Annotated in this window: 15 protein-coding genes; 14 read left to right on the plus strand and 1 reads right to left on the minus strand. The window is 73.6% G+C overall.

The features are described 5' to 3' along the window. Positions 1-74 precede the first annotated feature (74 nt). The gene (locus QMF98_RS08680) at positions 75-449 is read right to left on the minus strand and encodes a hypothetical protein (protein ID WP_337972709.1); all 375 of its coding nucleotides are present in this window, start codon (positions 447-449) and stop codon (positions 75-77) included. Between the two features lie 278 nt (positions 450-727). Here QMF98_RS08680 and QMF98_RS08685 point away from each other — a divergent pair, with 278 nt between their 5' ends. From QMF98_RS08685 to QMF98_RS08750, 14 genes are all read left to right on the plus strand, one after another. After that, positions 728-1,489, plus strand: coding sequence for a CHRD domain-containing protein (locus QMF98_RS08685; RefSeq protein WP_337972710.1), 762 nt, complete (start codon positions 728-730; stop codon positions 1,487-1,489). Further along, the gene (locus tag QMF98_RS08690) at positions 1,489-2,193 is read left to right on the plus strand and encodes a class F sortase (RefSeq protein WP_337972711.1); all 705 of its coding nucleotides are present in this window, start codon (positions 1,489-1,491) and stop codon (positions 2,191-2,193) included. Before QMF98_RS08685 ends, QMF98_RS08690 begins: the two co-directional genes overlap by 1 nt. Positions 2,194-2,255: 62 nt before the next feature. Beyond that, positions 2,256-2,849 (plus strand): ECF RNA polymerase sigma factor SigK, encoded by a 594-nt coding sequence (sigK, locus tag QMF98_RS08695; protein ID WP_337972712.1) that lies wholly within the window; start codon positions 2,256-2,258, stop codon positions 2,847-2,849. Next, positions 2,846-3,610, plus strand: coding sequence for an anti-sigma factor (locus QMF98_RS08700; protein ID WP_337972713.1), 765 nt, complete (start codon positions 2,846-2,848; stop codon positions 3,608-3,610). The genes sigK and QMF98_RS08700 overlap by 4 nt, the downstream gene beginning before the upstream one ends. 159 nt (positions 3,611-3,769) lie before the next feature. Continuing rightward, on the plus strand, positions 3,770-4,780 hold the full coding sequence (locus tag QMF98_RS08705) for a LacI family DNA-binding transcriptional regulator (protein WP_337972714.1): 1,011 nt from the start codon (positions 3,770-3,772) through the stop codon (positions 4,778-4,780). Then, positions 4,777-5,715: a carbohydrate ABC transporter permease gene (locus tag QMF98_RS08710; RefSeq protein WP_337972715.1), complete on the plus strand. Its 939-nt coding sequence runs from the start codon at positions 4,777-4,779 to the stop codon at positions 5,713-5,715. The genes QMF98_RS08705 and QMF98_RS08710 overlap by 4 nt, the downstream gene beginning before the upstream one ends. Continuing rightward, on the plus strand, positions 5,712-6,548 hold the full coding sequence (locus QMF98_RS08715) for a carbohydrate ABC transporter permease (RefSeq protein ID WP_337972716.1): 837 nt from the start codon (positions 5,712-5,714) through the stop codon (positions 6,546-6,548). The genes QMF98_RS08710 and QMF98_RS08715 overlap by 4 nt, the downstream gene beginning before the upstream one ends. An 82-nt stretch (positions 6,549-6,630) precedes the next feature. After that, the gene (locus QMF98_RS08720) at positions 6,631-7,920 is read left to right on the plus strand and encodes an ABC transporter substrate-binding protein (protein WP_337972717.1); all 1,290 of its coding nucleotides are present in this window, start codon (positions 6,631-6,633) and stop codon (positions 7,918-7,920) included. An 82-nt stretch (positions 7,921-8,002) separates the two neighbouring features. Next, complete coding sequence (locus tag QMF98_RS08725) at positions 8,003-9,178, plus strand: ADP-ribosylglycohydrolase family protein (RefSeq protein ID WP_337972718.1); 1,176 nt, start codon at positions 8,003-8,005, stop codon at positions 9,176-9,178. Then, positions 9,175-10,530 carry an ADP-ribosylglycohydrolase family protein gene (locus tag QMF98_RS08730; RefSeq protein WP_337972719.1) on the plus strand — a complete coding sequence of 452 codons (1,356 nt, stop codon included), beginning with the start codon at positions 9,175-9,177 and terminating at the stop codon, positions 10,528-10,530. Before QMF98_RS08725 ends, QMF98_RS08730 begins: the two co-directional genes overlap by 4 nt. Further along, a complete protein-coding gene (locus QMF98_RS08735) occupies positions 10,527-11,429 on the plus strand; it encodes a ribokinase (RefSeq protein WP_337972720.1) in 903 nt (300 codons plus the stop codon). Before QMF98_RS08730 ends, QMF98_RS08735 begins: the two co-directional genes overlap by 4 nt. After that, positions 11,426-13,453, plus strand: coding sequence for an SUMF1/EgtB/PvdO family nonheme iron enzyme (locus tag QMF98_RS08740; protein ID WP_337972721.1), 2,028 nt, complete (start codon positions 11,426-11,428; stop codon positions 13,451-13,453). The genes QMF98_RS08735 and QMF98_RS08740 overlap by 4 nt, the downstream gene beginning before the upstream one ends. After that, positions 13,450-14,658: a CaiB/BaiF CoA transferase family protein gene (locus tag QMF98_RS08745; protein ID WP_337972722.1), complete on the plus strand. Its 1,209-nt coding sequence runs from the start codon at positions 13,450-13,452 to the stop codon at positions 14,656-14,658. The genes QMF98_RS08740 and QMF98_RS08745 overlap by 4 nt, the downstream gene beginning before the upstream one ends. Further along, a complete protein-coding gene (locus tag QMF98_RS08750) occupies positions 14,655-15,488 on the plus strand; it encodes an HpcH/HpaI aldolase/citrate lyase family protein (RefSeq protein ID WP_337972723.1) in 834 nt (277 codons plus the stop codon). The genes QMF98_RS08745 and QMF98_RS08750 overlap by 4 nt, the downstream gene beginning before the upstream one ends. Positions 15,489-15,550 lie beyond the last annotated feature (62 nt).

Consider the following 15,550-nt stretch of genomic DNA (forward strand, 5'->3'; position numbering starts at 1 on the left):
AGTGTGCCGACCCCGTCCGGTGCACGCGTCCCGGGCTGCACCGGCGGCCCTGCGGCGCGCGCCGGTTCGCCGACCTACGGGCGCGCGGAGTGCGTCGGCCCCGGCTTGGCGTGCGCCTGCTGAGAGATCTGCCGGCCGTCCACCCCACCGTCGCGGGCGTCCGCGGCGACGCTCTGACCGAACGCCGCGGCGGAGGGGAGGTCGCTCGGGCCCGGGTGGGCGGTGGCGTGCGGGTTGGCGTGCGCGTTCGGCGCGTGGCTGGCCGACGCGGACGCGCTCACCGACGGGACCGGCAGGGCCGCCGAGCCGGTGAACTGCTGTGCCACCGCGGGCGCCGCCGCGGCAGTGCCGACCGCCACCGCGGCGATCCCCACGCCGACCGCGGCCTTGCCGGCCACGCTCAACCCCGCGACCTTCGTCAGCAACGCGCCCGTCAAGGTGCCGCTCATGGTGCCCTCCGCAACCGTGGGGCTGCGCCGTCGCAGCGCCTCTCACCGGTGATATCGGTGCCGGGCCCGCGCACGGTCACGCGGTTCAGCGAAGTTCACTCCAGCGGCGCAACGGCCGACCCACCGCAGGCCGGTCCCCGCCGCCCGGCTGCCCGCCTGCCCGACTCGCGCAACTGCTCCGTTCCCGGACCAATCCGCCGGGCCGAGGGCGCCGAACCACTGCTGTCCGCAGTACCCGCACGTGTGGGCGGAGCGTTCCGCCCTGACAGGGAGTCATCATGCGCACGAGCCTCAAGCTGGCCTCCGCGGCGATCGGGGCGGCCGCCCTGCTGCCCCTCGGCGTCACCACGGCGATGGCCGCCGACGGCAGCGGCAACGCCAACCTGGCACCCGTCGCCCTCAACGGCGTCAACGGCAGCGGGACCGCCATGGTCACCGTCAAGGGTGACGTGGTGAGCGTCACGCTGGCGGCCAAGGGCCTGCTCGCCGACCAGCCGCACGCCGCCCACATCCACTTCGGCGCCGACGCCCGGCACGAGTGCCCCGCCGCGGCGGACGACGCGAACAAGGACGGGCACCTCACCACCACCGAGGGCGGCCCGGCCTACGGCCCGGTCGTCGTGTCGTTGACCAAGACCGGGGACACGAGCCCGTCGAGCGCCCTCGCGGTCGACCGGTTCGACACGGCGCCCGGCGGCAACCTCTCCTACCAGCGCGGCGACATCACCGTGGCCCCCGAGGTCGCCACCGCGATCCTGGCGGGTCAGGCGGTCGTCGTCATCCACGGCGTCGACTACAACGGCGACGGCAAGTACGACGGCTCCGCGATGTCGGACCTCGACCCGAAGCTGCCGGCCGAGGCGACGGACCCCGCGCTCTGCGGTGTGCTGAAGGCGGCCCCCGTCGGCGCCATGGCGACAGGTGGGGGCGGCGCGGCGGCGCGGCCGGAGCAGGGCCTGCTGCTCGCCGGCGGTGCGCTGCTCCTCGCGGGTCTCGGCACCGGGGCGTACGTCGTGCGTCGGGCACGCACGCAAGCGTGATGTCCTCGGTCCCCACGTTCCACGGCCGCCGCGGCCAGCTCGTTGCGGCGGCCGTGGGGCTGGCCCTGGCGGGTGCCCTGACCCTGGTCGTGGGGCTGCGCGCGCAAGCCGGGCCTCCGGCGCCGCCGCTCAGCCGGGTGGCTGCGACGGCGGCGCCCAGCCCGACAGACCCCCCGACGGACCTCCCGGCACCGGCGACGCCCTCGGCAACCGCCGCGCCGGCCGCCGAACCCGACCTCGGCCCGATCCTGCCGGCGTCGATCCCCGTCACGCTCGACATCCCCGCCATCGGCGTGCACACGACGAACCTCGTCCCGCTGAGCGTCGGCGCGGACGGCGTGCTGCCGCCGCCGACAGACTACGCGACCGCCGGCTACTACACCGGAGGCCCGACCCCGGGCCAGCTGGGAGCGGCCGTCATCGCGGCCCATGTGGACGGCAAGAGCGGGCCGGCCGTGTTCTACCGGCTCGGCGAGCTCACGCCCGGCGCCCTGGTCCACGTCACCCGCCAGGACGGCACCGTCGCCACGTTCACGATCGACACGGTCGCGCGCTATCCCAAGGCACAGTTCCCCACGCAGCTCGTCTACGGCAGCGCCACGTCGCGGGCCGAGATCCGGCTCATCACGTGCGGCGGTGCCTACGACCGCACGACGGGGCACTACGTGGACAACGTCATCGCCTTCGGCCACCTGGACCCGTGACCGAACGAGCCAGCCGGCAGCTCGCCGCGCCCGGCGCGGCGACGTGCCCGACACTGACGCTCATGCCCACCGCGTCGAGAGGTGCGCCCGACGAGGCGGACGTCCCACCCACCACCTCGGTCGACGACCTGCTCGAGCGCGCCGCCGGGGGTGACCAGCAGGCATTCGCCCAGGTGTACGACACGCTGTCGTCGGGCGTCTTCGGCACGTGCCTGGCGGTGCTGCGGGACCGCGACCACGCCGCGGAGGTGACGCAGGAGGTGATGCTCGAGCTGTGGCGCACGGCCCCACGGTTCGATCGCCTGCGCGGTTCGGCCCGGACCTGGGCGCTGACGCTGGCGCACCGACGGGCCGTGGACAGGGTCCGTTCCGTCCAGGCGGAGCGAGCCCGCGACCAACGGGTGATGGACACGCACCTCGAGCGCCCGTTCGACGTGGTGGCGGAGGAGGTCGAGGGCGCCATGGACCGTGCTCGGGTGCGGCAGTGCCTGGGTGGGCTGACCCCCACCCAGCACGAGGCCGTGGTGCTGGCGTACTACGGCGGGCGCACCTACCGCGAGGTCGCCGACCACCTCGCCACCCCGGTGGCCACGGTCAAGACCCGGATCCGCGACGGGCTCATCCGCCTGCGCGACTGCTTGGGAGTGGAGCGATGACGACCCCGGACCCGCCTGACGGCACGAGCGACCCGCGCGACCTGCTCGCGGCCTACGCGCTCGACGCGGTCGACGACCTCGACCGTCGCCGGGTCGAGGACCTCGTCGCCGCCGACCCCGACGCGGCGCGCGAGCTGGAGACGCTGCGCGCGACCGCCGCCGTGCTCGGCGCGGCCACGTCCGCAGCACCACCGCCGGAGCTGCGCCGTTCCGTGCTCGACCGGATCTCGGAGGAAGGGCAGGTGCCCACGCCGGCCCTCGTCGCGGGGGAGCGGGGCACCGTGCGGCGGCGCCCGCGCCGCACGTTCTGGGTGGCCGCCGCTGCCGCAGCCCTCGTCGCGGCGGCCGTGCCCAGCGTGCTCGCCTGGCGTCAGACCCAGGAGGTCCACCGCGTCCAGGCGCAGCAGCAGGAGGTCGTCGACCTGCTCGCCGACCCGCTCGCCCAGGTTCGCCGGGCAGACGTGCCCGGAGGTGGCACGGTCGTCGGTGTGCTGTCCCGGGACCGGGCCCTGTTCACGGCGTCCGGGCTCCAGGAGCCGGGGCCCGGCAAGGTCTACCAGCTGTGGGTCGTCCGAGACGGTGTCCCGGTCCCCGACGCGGTGATGGCCGCCGGCGCCCGAATCGTGCGCGCTACCCCGGACGACTACGTCGTCCTCACCCACCGCTACGCGGCAGGAGACTCCCTCGCGGTGACCGTCGAGCCGACCGGGGGCTCCCTCAAGCCCACCACGAACCCGATCGTGGTGCTCACGCCGGTCTGACCCAGCCGGTTCGAGCGGCCGCCCGCCGCCCCCCCGGCGCGCCCGCCGCCTCGCCGGCACGCCGGACCGGGCCTCCCCATTGACAACCCGCACCTCGTCTGGAAACGTATCCGCCAGCCGACGGAAACGTTTCCGTCTCACTCGATGGAGAGGCCGGCAATGAGTCGACGCCCGACGTTGCACGAGGTCGCCAACCTCGCCGGCGCGTCGCTGGCCTCGACCTCGCGGGCCCTGAACGGCATGGGCGCCAGCCCGGAGATGATCGAGAAGGTGCGGGCGGCGGCCGAGCAGCTCGGCTACCACCCGGACGCGGCGGGACGCTCGCTCCGGATGGGCCGCACGTTCCAGGTCGGCTTCGCCGTCGCCGACATCGGCAACCCCGTGTACGTGGACATGATGAAGGCGATCCACGAGGTGGTCGGGCCGCAGGGCTACCACGTGGTGGTGGCGACGACGGGGAACGACGTCGCGTCCACCGCGGACGTGATCCGTTCGCTGGCATCGGGCGTCGTCGACGGTCTGGTCATCAGCCCGCTGCGCTCCGACGACACGCTGGCCGCGCAGATGGAGCAGGCTCCCGTGCCGGTGGTCGTCGTCGGCCGAGTGCAGCAGGACACCACCCTCGACTCGGTGTGGGCGGACTCCGCCGCCGGTATCGGCCTGGCGGTCGACCAGCTCGTCGGTGTGGGACGACGGCGGCTGCTGTTCCTCAACGGTCCGTTGGGGACCACCCCGGCCTCTCGCCGCCTGCAGGGTTTCGAGGATGCGCTGGCTCGCCATGACCTGACGGCGGCGGGGATGGTGGTCGCCGACGACTTCACCGTCGACGCGGGCACGCGGGCGGTCGACGGTCTGCTCGACGACCCCGCTGCCGAACGTCCCGACGCCATCGTGGCGGCGAACGACCTCCTGGCGATCGGCTGCATCCAGGCGCTGCGCCGGCGGAACGTCCGGGTGCCCGACGACGTCGCGGTCACCGGCATGGACGACACGGAGATCGCAGCCGTGTTCTCGCCCAGCCTGACCAGCGTCGCCCTCGGGTCGAGGGAGCGTGGCCGGGCCGCTGCCGAGCTGCTGCTGCGCCGCATCGCGGGCGAGAGCGGGCCGGCGCAACGCGTCCACGTGGCCCCTCGGCTGGTCGTCCGCGAGTCCTCGGGCGGCCCGGCGTGAGCACGCTCACCGTCGGCGCGTCCGTCGACCGTCCCGTACGCCGACGGTCCGGGGCGGGCCGACGCCGGCAGAGCCGGGAGACGGCCGTGCTCGTCGCGCCGTCGGTGCTGCTCATCGTCGTGCTGTCGGTCGCCCCGCTGCTGGCCGGCGTCGCTCTTGCGTTCACCGACGCCCGGCTCGTGCACAACCCGCACTACTCGTTCGTCGGCGCCGCGAACTTCACCAAGCTCGCCGACAACACGATGTTCTGGTCGTCCTTCCGCATCGGCATCGTCTGGGCCGTCTCCGTCACGGTCCTGCAGCTGGTCGCCGCCATGGGTCTCGCGCTCCTGCTGAACGCCGACCTGCGGCTGCGGGGCCTGGCGCGCGTCCTGGCGCTGGTCCCCTGGGCGATGCCGCCCGTGGTCGTCTCGATCATGTGGCGGATGATCTACTCGCCGAACGCGGGACCGCTCAACGCGGTGCTCAGGGCCATCGGGCTGCCCGGGGACACCAACTGGCTCGGCTCGTTCACCACCGCCCTGCCGGCGGTCATCGCGGTCGGTGTCTGGGTGGGGATGCCGCAGACCACCGTGACCCTGCTCGCCGGGCTGCAGCAGGTGCCGGTCGAGACCTACGAGGCCGCCGCGATCGACGGCGCCGGGGCGTGGCGGCGCTTCACGGCGGTCACGATGCCGAGCCTGCGTCCCATCGTCACGTCCATCACGTCGCTGAACTTCATCTGGAACTTCAACTCGTTCAGCCTGGTGTACGTCCTCACAGAGGGCGGCCCGGGCGGCAAGACGATGCTGCCGATGCTGTTCACCTACATCGAGGCGTTCCAGAACCGGAACATCGGCTACGCCGCCGCGATGGGCGTGGTGCTCGTCGTGGTGGTCGTCGCCCTCCTGGGCCTGTACCTGTGGTCCCAGCTGCGCAACGAGGACAAGCCGTGAGGGCGCGGGCGCTCGTCCGGCCTGCGCAGTACGTCGCGCTGGCCTGCTACATCGCCTTCCTCGGGTTCCCGCTGCTCTGGCTCGTCTCGTCGTCCGTCAAGTCGTCGGGGGAGCTGAACTCCCTCACCGTCTCGCTCCTGCCCACGCGGGGCTGGGCCTGGGGCAACTACGCGGACGCGTTGGCACGGCAGGGCCTGATCCGGTCGGCGGGCAACTCGGCGGTGGTCGCCCTGGCGTCGACGGTGCTGGTGGTCCTGATCGGGATGCCCGCGGCCTACGCGCTGGCGCGGGTCCGTGGGGCGCTGCGCGCCGTCGGGACGGGCTGGATCCTGGTCAGCCAGGTCTTCCCGGTGATCCTGATCATCCTGCCGCTGTTCCTGGTGCTCCGGACGGTGGCCCTGACCGACTCGCTCGTCGGGCTGACCCTGGTGCACACCACGTACACGCTCCCGTTCGGGCTGTGGATGCTGCAGGGCTACGTGACGGCGATCCCACGCGACCTCGAGGAGGCCGGTGCGATCGACGGGGCGGGCAGGTTCACCGTGCTGCGGCACATCGTCCTGCCCCTGCTGATGCCCGGCGTCGCGGCGACGGCGATGTTCGCCTTCGTCTCCTCGTGGAACGAGTTCTTCTTCGCCCTCGTGCTGCTGCAGTCGCCGGCGCACTACACGCTGCCCATCGCGCTGAGCATGTTCGTCGGCGGCGAGGGCAAGGTCGCCCTCGGCCCCCTGGCGGCCGGCTCCGTGCTCGCCGCGATCCCCAGCATCGTCTTCTTCGTCCTGCTCCAGCGCCGCCTGGTGGGCGGGCTGATGTCCGGAGCCGTCAAGGGATAGGCCCGCGGCCCCCACCCGACAGGGCGTCGCAGCGCGCGACGCCGACCAACAGAAGGGAACGTCGATGAAGACAGTTCACCGCATGCCCCTCATCGCCGCCGCGGTAGCCGTGGTAGCCCTCGCCGGTTGCTCCAGCGGCGGCGGCAGCGCCACCGCGACCGGCTCCGGCACCTCCTCCGCCGCGGCGGCCGCACCGGTCACGCTCACGTTCCAGTCGCTCTCGGACCAGCCCGCCACCATCGCGGCGACCAAGAAGATCGTCGACAGCTGGAACGCCGCCAACCCGGACATCCAGGTCAACGTCGTCCAGGCGAGCTGGGACTCCGTCAACGACAAGCTGACCACGCAGTTCGCCGGCGGGACGGCGCCGGACATCATCCACGACGACGCCGCCTCGATCGTGTCCTTCGCCTCCGACGGCTACCTGGCGGACCTGACCGGCCAGATGTCGCAGGCCAAGAAGGACGACATCGGCAAGGGGCTGCTCGCCTCGGTGACGGTGGACGGGAAGGTCGTCGCCTACCCGACGGAGGTGCAGTCCTACATGGTGTTCGCCAACAAGACCCTCCTGGACCAGGCGGGCGTGACGATCCCCACCGGCGACTCGATGACGTGGGACCAGTTCCGGCAGATCGCGAAGGCCACCACCAAGAACGGGGTCGCGGGGGTCGGCTGGGGTCTGAAGAGCCCCGTGGCGACGTTCATGACCCTCGGCCTCGGGTCCGGCGGCACGTACTTCGACGGCACCGGCACCAAGGCGACGATCCACGTCGGGGACAACGAGCTGGCGCTGCCCAAGCTGGTGCACCAGATGGCCTACGACGACAAGTCGATCCTGCCGGTCACGCTGACCCAGTCCGGCTCCGAAGCCCTCGCCGCCTTCTACGGTGGCAAGGTCGCCATGACGGTCCAGGGCTCGTACCTGGCCGCCAGCATGGCCAAGGACGCACCCTCCGGCTTCAGCTGGGTGGTCCTGCCGCCTCTGGCCGGCCCCCAAGGTGCGGCGCAGGCCGCGGACCCGCAGACGCTGTCCGTCAGCGCCGACTCCAAGCACGCCGCCCAGGCCGTCAAGTTCCTCGAGTACTTCACCTCGAGCGACAACCTGGAGGCCGTCAACGAGGCCGACGCGCTGATCCCGGCGACCACCTCGGCGCAGAAGGCGATGGCGACCAAGCTGGGCTCCCAGAACGGCTGGGACCAGATCCTCAAGAGCGGCAAGGACTTCCAGTCGGCGCCGTTCCTGTTCGTGAACAAGTACTCCCAGTGGAAGAGCACGGTGGCGACACCGGCGTTCCAGAAGTACCTGGCCAACCAGATCGACGACGCGGGCCTGACCGACGCGCTGACCAACGGCTGGAAGCAGCTGGGCTGAGGTGTCACCGGGGCGGCCGTGTCCGGTGGCCGCCCCGGTCGGTGCAGGAGCATGCAGGGGGATCGTCGTGCGAGGAGGACCGGTGGACGGGCTGCAGGACCGCGTGACCGCGGTCATCACGGGGTCGGCCGTGGCCGACGCGCTCGGTGGGGCGACGGAGGGCTGGACGCCGCAGCAGATCGAGGAGCGCTACGGCGGCCGCGTCCGGGGCGTCGTCGGACCGTTCCACGAGAACTGGCGGGACGCGCGGCCGATCGCGCCGTACCACAAGGGCGACGGGCACGTGACCGACGACACCCTCATGACCAGGGCACTCGTGGAGGTGTACGCACGCAGGCGGGATCACCTCGACGCGTACGCGGTCGCCGAGGAGCTGGTGCCGCTGATGATCGGCGAACCCCAGTGGGTGCCGGAGCTGCAGGACACCGCCCTGCTGGTGCAGCGGGTGTTCCTCGCCGAGAAGTGGCTCGTGGCACGCCTGCACTACGGGCACGTCGACCCCCGGGAGGCGGGCGCGGGGAACATCGTCAACTGCGGCGCCGCGATGTTCATCGCCCCGGTCGGGCTGGCCAACCCCGGGGAGCCGGAGGCCGCCTACGCCGAGGCGATCGACGTCGCCGGGGCTCACCAGTCCAGCTACGGACGCGAGGCGGCCGGAGTCCTCGCAGCCGCGGTCGCGGCATCGGTGGCGCCGGACGCCACCGTCGACACCGTCCTGCAGGCCGCCCGCCGGCTCGCCCACGACGGCACCGCTGCGGCGATCGACGCGGTCCTCGACGCCGTCGCGGCCGTGCCGCCGCCGACGGACGACGACGAGGAACGGGACCTGGCCCACCGCGTCCGGGTGGCCGTCGCGCCCTTCGACACCGTCGGCGAGGACTACCGGGCGCCGACGATGGACGCCCGACGACCCTCACGGACCAAGTCGATCGAGGAGCTTCCCGTCGCACTGGCGCTGCTCGCCGCGCACCGGGGGCAGTACCGCCCAGCGGTGCTGGCGGCCGTGAACTACGGCCGCGACGCCGACTCGATCGCGTCGATGGCCGGTGCGCTCGCTGCCGGCTTGGGTGGTAGCCCGGCCGTGCCGACCGAGTGGCTGGACGAGGTCGAGCACGCCAGCCGGATCGACGTGCGGGCGACCGGGCGGCTCATGGCCGACGTCGTGACGGACCTGGTCGGTGCCGATGCCCGCCGAGCGTCCGAGCGCGCCGCGCGGCTGTCCGCCTTGGTGGAGCAGGCGGCAGGGGCGCGCCCGTGAGACTGACCTGGGCGCAGCCCGAGGACCTCCTCGCGCACGAGCTCGTCCAGTCGCAGGCCGAGGGCAAGGACGTGTCCGACGTGCGCGACCGCTGGGTGGCGGCCGGAGGCGATCCGAGCCCCTCCGTGTCCGGGGCTTCCGACGACCCGGCCATGCAGCCGCTGCGGCCGCTCGCCGGCGTCCTGCTCGACGAGCTGGACGCGACGCCCGCGGCCCTGGACCCGTCGCAGCCGGACGAGTGGGCCGACCTCGCAGAGATCCTCGGCGCGGTCGGCGACGAGCAGGCGGGCCCGGATCTCCACGCCCGGCTGGTGGGAGCCTGGACGGGCCGGGCCGCCGGGTGCGTGCTCGGCAAACCGGTGGAGAAGATCCCCCGGGAGGGCATCGAGGCGATCCTCCGGTCGACCGGCCGCTGGCCGCTGGACCGGTACTTCACCGCGGCGGGTCTGCCGGACGACGTGGCGGCTCGTTGGCCCTGGAACCGGCGCAGCGCGCCGACGAGCCTGGAGGAGAGCATCGCCGGGGCGCCGGAGGACGACGACCTCAACTTCCCGATGCTGGCGCTGCTGCTCCTCGAGCAGCACGGCTCCGCCTTCACGACCGACGACGTGGCGCAGCTGTGGCTCGACCACCTTCCCGCCGGACGCGTGTTCACCGCGGAGCGGGCGGCCTACCGCAACCTCCTCGAGGCGTACCCGGTGCCCGAGACGGCCCGACGGCGCAACCCGTTCCGGGAATGGATCGGTGCGCTGATCCGCGCCGACGTGTACGGCTGGACCAGCCCGGGACGACCGCTGCACGCCGCCGAGCTGGCCTGGCGCGACGCCCGGCTCAGCCACACGCGCAACGGCCTGTACGGCGCCATGTGGGCGGCGGCCCTCGCGTCCGCGGCCGTGGTGGCCGACTCGGTGGGGTCCGTCCTGGACACCGCCTCCCGCGTCGTCCCGCCGGCGAGCGCGCTCGCGGAGGCGATCGACCTCGGTCGCCGAGCCGGCCGTGACCACGGCACGCTCGCCGAGGGGCTCGACCGGCTGCACGCTCGTTACGACCGGCCGCACTGGGTGCACGTGCTGCCCAACGCCGCGACCATCGCCTTCGCGCTCGAGCGCGGCGGGGGGCGGTTCGGGGACAGCGTCTGCGCCGCGGTGACCGCCGGGTGGGACACCGATTCCGTCGGGGCGACCGTCGGCGGCGTCGTCGGTGCCCTGGTCGGCGTGCAGGGGATCGGCGAGCGGTGGACGACGCCGATCGACGGGCGGATCGCCACGTCGTTGCCCGGCGGCGAGCAGCGGATCGAGGACCTCGTCGCCCGGACTGCCCGGCTCGCGCAGGACGCGGGGAGCGGTCGATGAGCGGCAGAGTCGTGGTGGTCGGCTCCGCGAACGTCGACCTCGTCGTCGACGTGGCGCGGCACCCGTCACCGGGGGAGACGGTGCTGGGCGGGGACCTGCGGCGCAGCCCCGGGGGCAAGGGCGCCAACCAGGCGGTCGCCGCCGCCCGCGCGGGAGGGGCGACGACGTCGTTCGTCGGCGCGCTCGGTCACGACGACGCGGCCGAGCTCCTGCTCGAGTCGCTGCGGGACGCGGGCGTGAGCACCGACACGGTCCAGCGGGTCGACGTACCGACCGGCACGGCCCTGATCACCGTCACGCCGGACGGGGAGAACACGATCGTCGTCGCCCCCGGCGCGAACCCCCGCGTCCGCGTGACCTCCGCCGCCACCGCGGCCGTGGGGGAGGCGGACGTGATCCTGGCCCAGCTGGAGATCCCGCTCGAGGCGGTCCTCTCGGCAGCCGCAGCGCGCCGGCCCGGGTGCCTGCTGATCGTCAACGCGGCACCGTCGCGTCCGCTGCCCGACCAGCTGTGGGCGGCGATCGACGTGCTGGTGGTCAACGAGCACGAGGCCGTCGACCTCGGCCGGCACGACGGCGACGTCGACACCGCCGTGGAGCTCCTGCTCGCGAAGGTGCCGACGGTCGTGGTCACGATGGGCGAACGTGGCGCGCTGGTCGCGCGACGCGGCACCTCGGTGGTGCGCGTGCCCTCGATCGAGGTCGAGCCCGTCGACGCCACAGGTGCGGGCGACACCTTCTGCGGCGTCCTGGCCGCGCGCCTCGCCGGCGGGGACGACGTCGTCGCCGCGGTCCGGACGGCCACGGTGGCCGGAGCCCTGGCCGTGACCCGCCGCGGCGCGCAGCCGGGGGTGCCGGCGGCGGCCGAGGTCGACGCGACCCTGGCGGCGCTCGCATGAGCGACACCCTCGACCCGCTGGTGCCGCGACCGATCGACCTGCCGACCGTCGTCGACCTGCAGGGACCGCTCACCGCGGAGCTGGTCGACCGGATGGACGACGCCAAGATCTTCGCCGCGCCCGACCGGGAGGACGAGGTCCCGGCGTGGCGGGCCCGCTTGACCGAGTGGCGCGCGGCGTCGCGCGGCCGGATCGGCTACGACGGGCGGATCTACGACGAGCCGGGGGCCGCGTGGGCGGCCCGCTGCCACGCGGTCGCCCAGGTGTGGCTGTGGGACGAGCTGCTCTACGACGCCGAGCGGGCGACGTTCACCCCTGATCGGTTCGTCGCCGACGCGCGGGAGCGGTTCGGCAGGCTCGACGCCGTCGTGCTGTGGCACGCCTACCCGGTGATCGGCGTCGACGAGCGCAACCAGTGGGACTGGTACCGCGACGTCCCCGGCCTGCGGGCCCTGGTGAGCCAGCTGCACGACGCCGGCCTGCGCGTCTTCGTGGACTACAACCCGTGGGACGTCGGGACGCGTCGCGCCGGTGACGACGTCGACGAGCTCGCCTCGCTGGTCGCCGACCTGGACGCCGACGGTGTGTTCCTCGACACCCTGCGGAAGGCGGAACCCGAGCTGGTGGCGGCGCTCCGACGCGTACGACCCGGGATCGTGCTGGAGGGCGAGTCGAAGCTGGCGGTGGAGCGGATCGGTGACCACGCGACGTCGTGGGCCCAGTTCTTCGCCGACTCCGCCGTGCCCGGGGTGCTGCGCGCGCACTGGTTCGAACGGCGCCACATGCAGCACCACACGCGCCGCTGGCACCGAGACCACGCCGCGGAGCTGCAGTCGGCCTGGTTCAACGGCGTCGGGGTGATGGTCTGGGAGGTCGTGTTCGGCGTCTGGGTGGGATGGAGCCCGCGCGACGCCGCCACCGCTCGCCGGGTGCTCACGGTGCAGCGCGCGGCGGACGAGCTGCTGCTGGACGGCGAGTGGACCCCGCTGGCGCCGCTCGCGCCGCAGCTCCCCGGCGTGCACGCCTCGCGGTTCGCCCTCGACGGCGTCGAGCTGTGGGCGCTGGTCAACCGGGGCAGGAGCGACGTGACCGGGGCAGTGCTGCCCGCCGGGACCGTCGGCACGGTCGTGGACCTCACCGCCGCTCCCGACCAGGACCAGACGGCCGGCGGCGAGCACGTGCACGTGCCGGCTCAGGGCATCGCCGCGGTCCTGGTCCTTCGGCCGGGCGCCCCGGAGCCGTCATGGCTACCGGACCTGCGCGCGGCGATGCGAGGTCTCGAGCACGTGCCCGACGCCGGGTTCCGCCACCGCGTCGCCGTCCGGGTCGGGGCGACGGCGCCACCGGTCACGGACCGCGCGGCGATCGAGGGCGAGACGGTGGTGGTCCCGGCAGGCCCCTGGGCACTGACCGTCCGGTACCGGGCGCGGGAGACGGGGATGTACCAGGGCGCGCCGTACGTCGACGAGTGGAAGCCGCTGCCGCCGCGCCTGCACGACCCGCGGACGCTGCAGCGGGACGGCGTCCAGGCCGCACCCGTCGCCGTGGGTGCCGACGAGGTGAGCAACCGGCAGTTCGCCCAGTTCCTCGAGGCGACCGGCTACCGGCCGGCCACGCCGAACCGGTTCCTGCTCCACTGGGCCGACGGTCGGCCCGTCCCCGGCCATGAGGACGATCCGGTGGTGCACGTCGACCTGGCCGACGCGCGCGCCTACTGCGCATGGCGAGGCGGTCGGTTGCCGACGGAGGACGAGTGGCAGCTCGCGGCGCAGACCGGCCGTCTGCGGCGGCGGGCACCGCTGGTGTGGAACTGGACGGACAGCGAGCACACGGACGGGCGCACCCGGTTCGCGATGCTCAAGGGCGGCTCGGACCACGTCGCCCAGGGCTCCGACTGGTACTTCGACGGGGGACCACAGCCGCCGGAGCTCACGGCGAAGCTCCTGCTGCCCGGCCTGGGCCTGGCCCGGAGCCGGTGGATCGGCTTTCGTTGTGCGTGGGTGATCGAGGAGGAGCGACCATGAGCGCGCCGCACGACCGTCCGAGGGGACCGTTGTCGGACCTGCGCGTGGTCGACGCCTCCACCTTGTTCGCCGGCCCCATGGCGGCCATGCACCTGGGCGACATGGGTGCCGAGGTGGTCAAGGTCGAGCATCCGCGCAAGCCGGACCCGTCCCGCGGCCACGGGGTCGCCAAGGACGGCATCAACCTCTGGTGGAAGACCCTGGGCCGCAACAAGGCGGCGGTCACCGCGGACCTGTCCCGGACCGGTGGCCGTGAGGTCTTCCTCGCCCTGGCCCGCACAGCGGACGTCGTCATCGAGAACTTCCGGCCCGGCACGCTCGAACGCTGGGACCTCGGGTACGACGTGCTCTCGGCGGCGAACCCACGCCTCGTCCTCGCGAGGGTGACCGGCTTCGGCCAGGTAGGGCCCTACCGCAACCGGCCCGGCTTCGGCACGCTGGCGGAGGCGATGTCCGGCTTCGCCGCGCTGACCGGCGAGCCGGACGGACCGCCGACACTCCCGCCGTTCGGCCTAGCCGACGGCATCGCGTCGTTGGCCTGCGCCTACGCCGTCATGGTGGCCCTGCACGACCGCGAACGGACGGGCCGCGGCCAGCAGGTCGACCTGGCGATCATCGAGCCCATCCTGGCGATGCTCGGTCCGCAGATCACCCGCTGGGACCAGCTCGGAACGGTCCAGGCGCGCACCGGCAACCGGTCGTCCAACAACGCGCCACGTAACACCTATCGGACGGCGGACGGCCGTTGGGTGGCGGTCTCCACGTCGGCGCAGTCCGTCGCGGAGCGGGTCGTGCGGCTGGTCGGCCACCCGGAGCTCGCCGCGCAGCCGTGGTTCGCATCGGGCGCGTCGCGCGCGGAGCACGCGGACGAGCTGGACGCGGTGGTCGGAAGCTGGATCGGGCAGCGGACCCGTGACGAGGTCGCCGCGGCCTTCGAGGCGGCCGATGCCGCGGTCGCTCCCATCTACGACGCCCACGACATCGTCGACGACCCCCAGTTCGGCGCCCTCGGAACGATCCACGAGATCGACGACCCGGAGCTGGGACGCATGAAGATGCAGGGCCCGCTGTTCCGGCTGTCGGATGCGGACGCCGTGATCGCCCACACCGGACGGCCGCACGGCGCGGACACCGATGCGGTGCTCCGCGACCTCGGCTTCACCGACGGGCGCATCGCCGAGCTGCGTTCGGACGGCGCGATATGACCGGCGTCGTGGTGACGCTCCTCTACGCGCCGGCGGATCGGCCCGAGCTCGTCACCAAGGCGCTGCGCTCGGCCGCCGACGTGGTCGTGCTCGACCTGGAGGACGCCGTCGCGCCGGCCCACAAGGCCGGCGCGCGGGACACCGTGCGGGAGGCGGTGGCCAGCGCCGACCGTTCGATCCAGGTACGGGTGAACGCGCCGGGCACGCCGTGGTACGAGGGCGACATCGAGCTGCTGGCCTCGCTGCGGGCCGACCTCGGGGTGCGGCTGCCCAAGATCGAGGTCCCCGAGCAGGTGGCCGACGCGGCCCGCCGCCTGCCCGCCCGACCCCTGCACCTGCTCGTCGAGACCGCGCTCGGCGTCGAACGCGCCTTCGACGTGGCACGAGCCGACCCGGCGGTGGCCTCGCTCGGCCTGGGCGAGGCAGACCTGCGCTCCGACCTGCGCTGCACCTCCGACGAGGGTCTCGCCCTCGCCCGCGCACGGGTCGTGCTGGCTGCGCGGGCCGCCGGTCTGCCGTCCCCCGCCATGTCGGTGTACCCGCACGTCCGCGACCTCGAGGGCCTGCGTGAGTCGTGCACGGCGGGTAGGCGGCTCGGCTTCTGCGGTCGCGCGGCGATCCACCCCGCGCAGCTCGACGTGATCCGGAGCGCCTTCGCCCCGACGCCGGAGGAGGTCGCACAGGCGCAGCAGGTGGTCGACCGGATCGGGACCGCGACGGCCGCCGGCGTCGGCGCGCTGGTCCTGGCGGACGGCACGTTCCTCGACGTCGCGATGGTGGAGCAGGCCAGGTTCGTGCTCGCGCTGGCGTCCGCGACCGCGCACGAGTAGCGCTCCAAGGATGAGCTGACGAAGCTGGGCGGGCCATTCCGCGGAGCGTCTGGGCCCGTTCC

It is taken from the genome of Cellulomonas sp. NTE-D12 (assembly GCF_027923705.1).
Classification (GTDB): Bacteria; Actinomycetota; Actinomycetes; order Actinomycetales; family Cellulomonadaceae; genus Cellulomonas.

Bases quoted from the DNA above. Each gene is read 5' to 3' on its own strand.
- QMF98_RS08750 (WP_337972723.1), top strand. From the start codon at position 14,655: ATGACCGGCGTCGTGGTGACGCTCCTCTACGCGCCGGCGGATCGGCCC.
- QMF98_RS08680 (WP_337972709.1), bottom strand. From the start codon at position 449: ATGAGCGGCACCTTGACGGGCGCGTTGCTGACGAAGGTCGCGGGGTTG.
- QMF98_RS08690 (WP_337972711.1), top strand. From the start codon at position 1,489: ATGTCCTCGGTCCCCACGTTCCACGGCCGCCGCGGCCAGCTCGTTGCG.
- sigK (WP_337972712.1), top strand. From the start codon at position 2,256: ATGCCCACCGCGTCGAGAGGTGCGCCCGACGAGGCGGACGTCCCACCC.
- QMF98_RS08740 (WP_337972721.1), top strand. From the start codon at position 11,426: ATGAGCGACACCCTCGACCCGCTGGTGCCGCGACCGATCGACCTGCCG.
- QMF98_RS08705 (WP_337972714.1), top strand. From the start codon at position 3,770: ATGAGTCGACGCCCGACGTTGCACGAGGTCGCCAACCTCGCCGGCGCG.
- QMF98_RS08735 (WP_337972720.1), top strand. From the start codon at position 10,527: ATGAGCGGCAGAGTCGTGGTGGTCGGCTCCGCGAACGTCGACCTCGTC.
- QMF98_RS08745 (WP_337972722.1), top strand. From the start codon at position 13,450: ATGAGCGCGCCGCACGACCGTCCGAGGGGACCGTTGTCGGACCTGCGC.
- QMF98_RS08700 (WP_337972713.1), top strand. From the start codon at position 2,846: ATGACGACCCCGGACCCGCCTGACGGCACGAGCGACCCGCGCGACCTG.
- QMF98_RS08720 (WP_337972717.1), top strand. From the start codon at position 6,631: ATGCCCCTCATCGCCGCCGCGGTAGCCGTGGTAGCCCTCGCCGGTTGC.
- QMF98_RS08685 (WP_337972710.1), top strand. From the start codon at position 728: ATGCGCACGAGCCTCAAGCTGGCCTCCGCGGCGATCGGGGCGGCCGCC.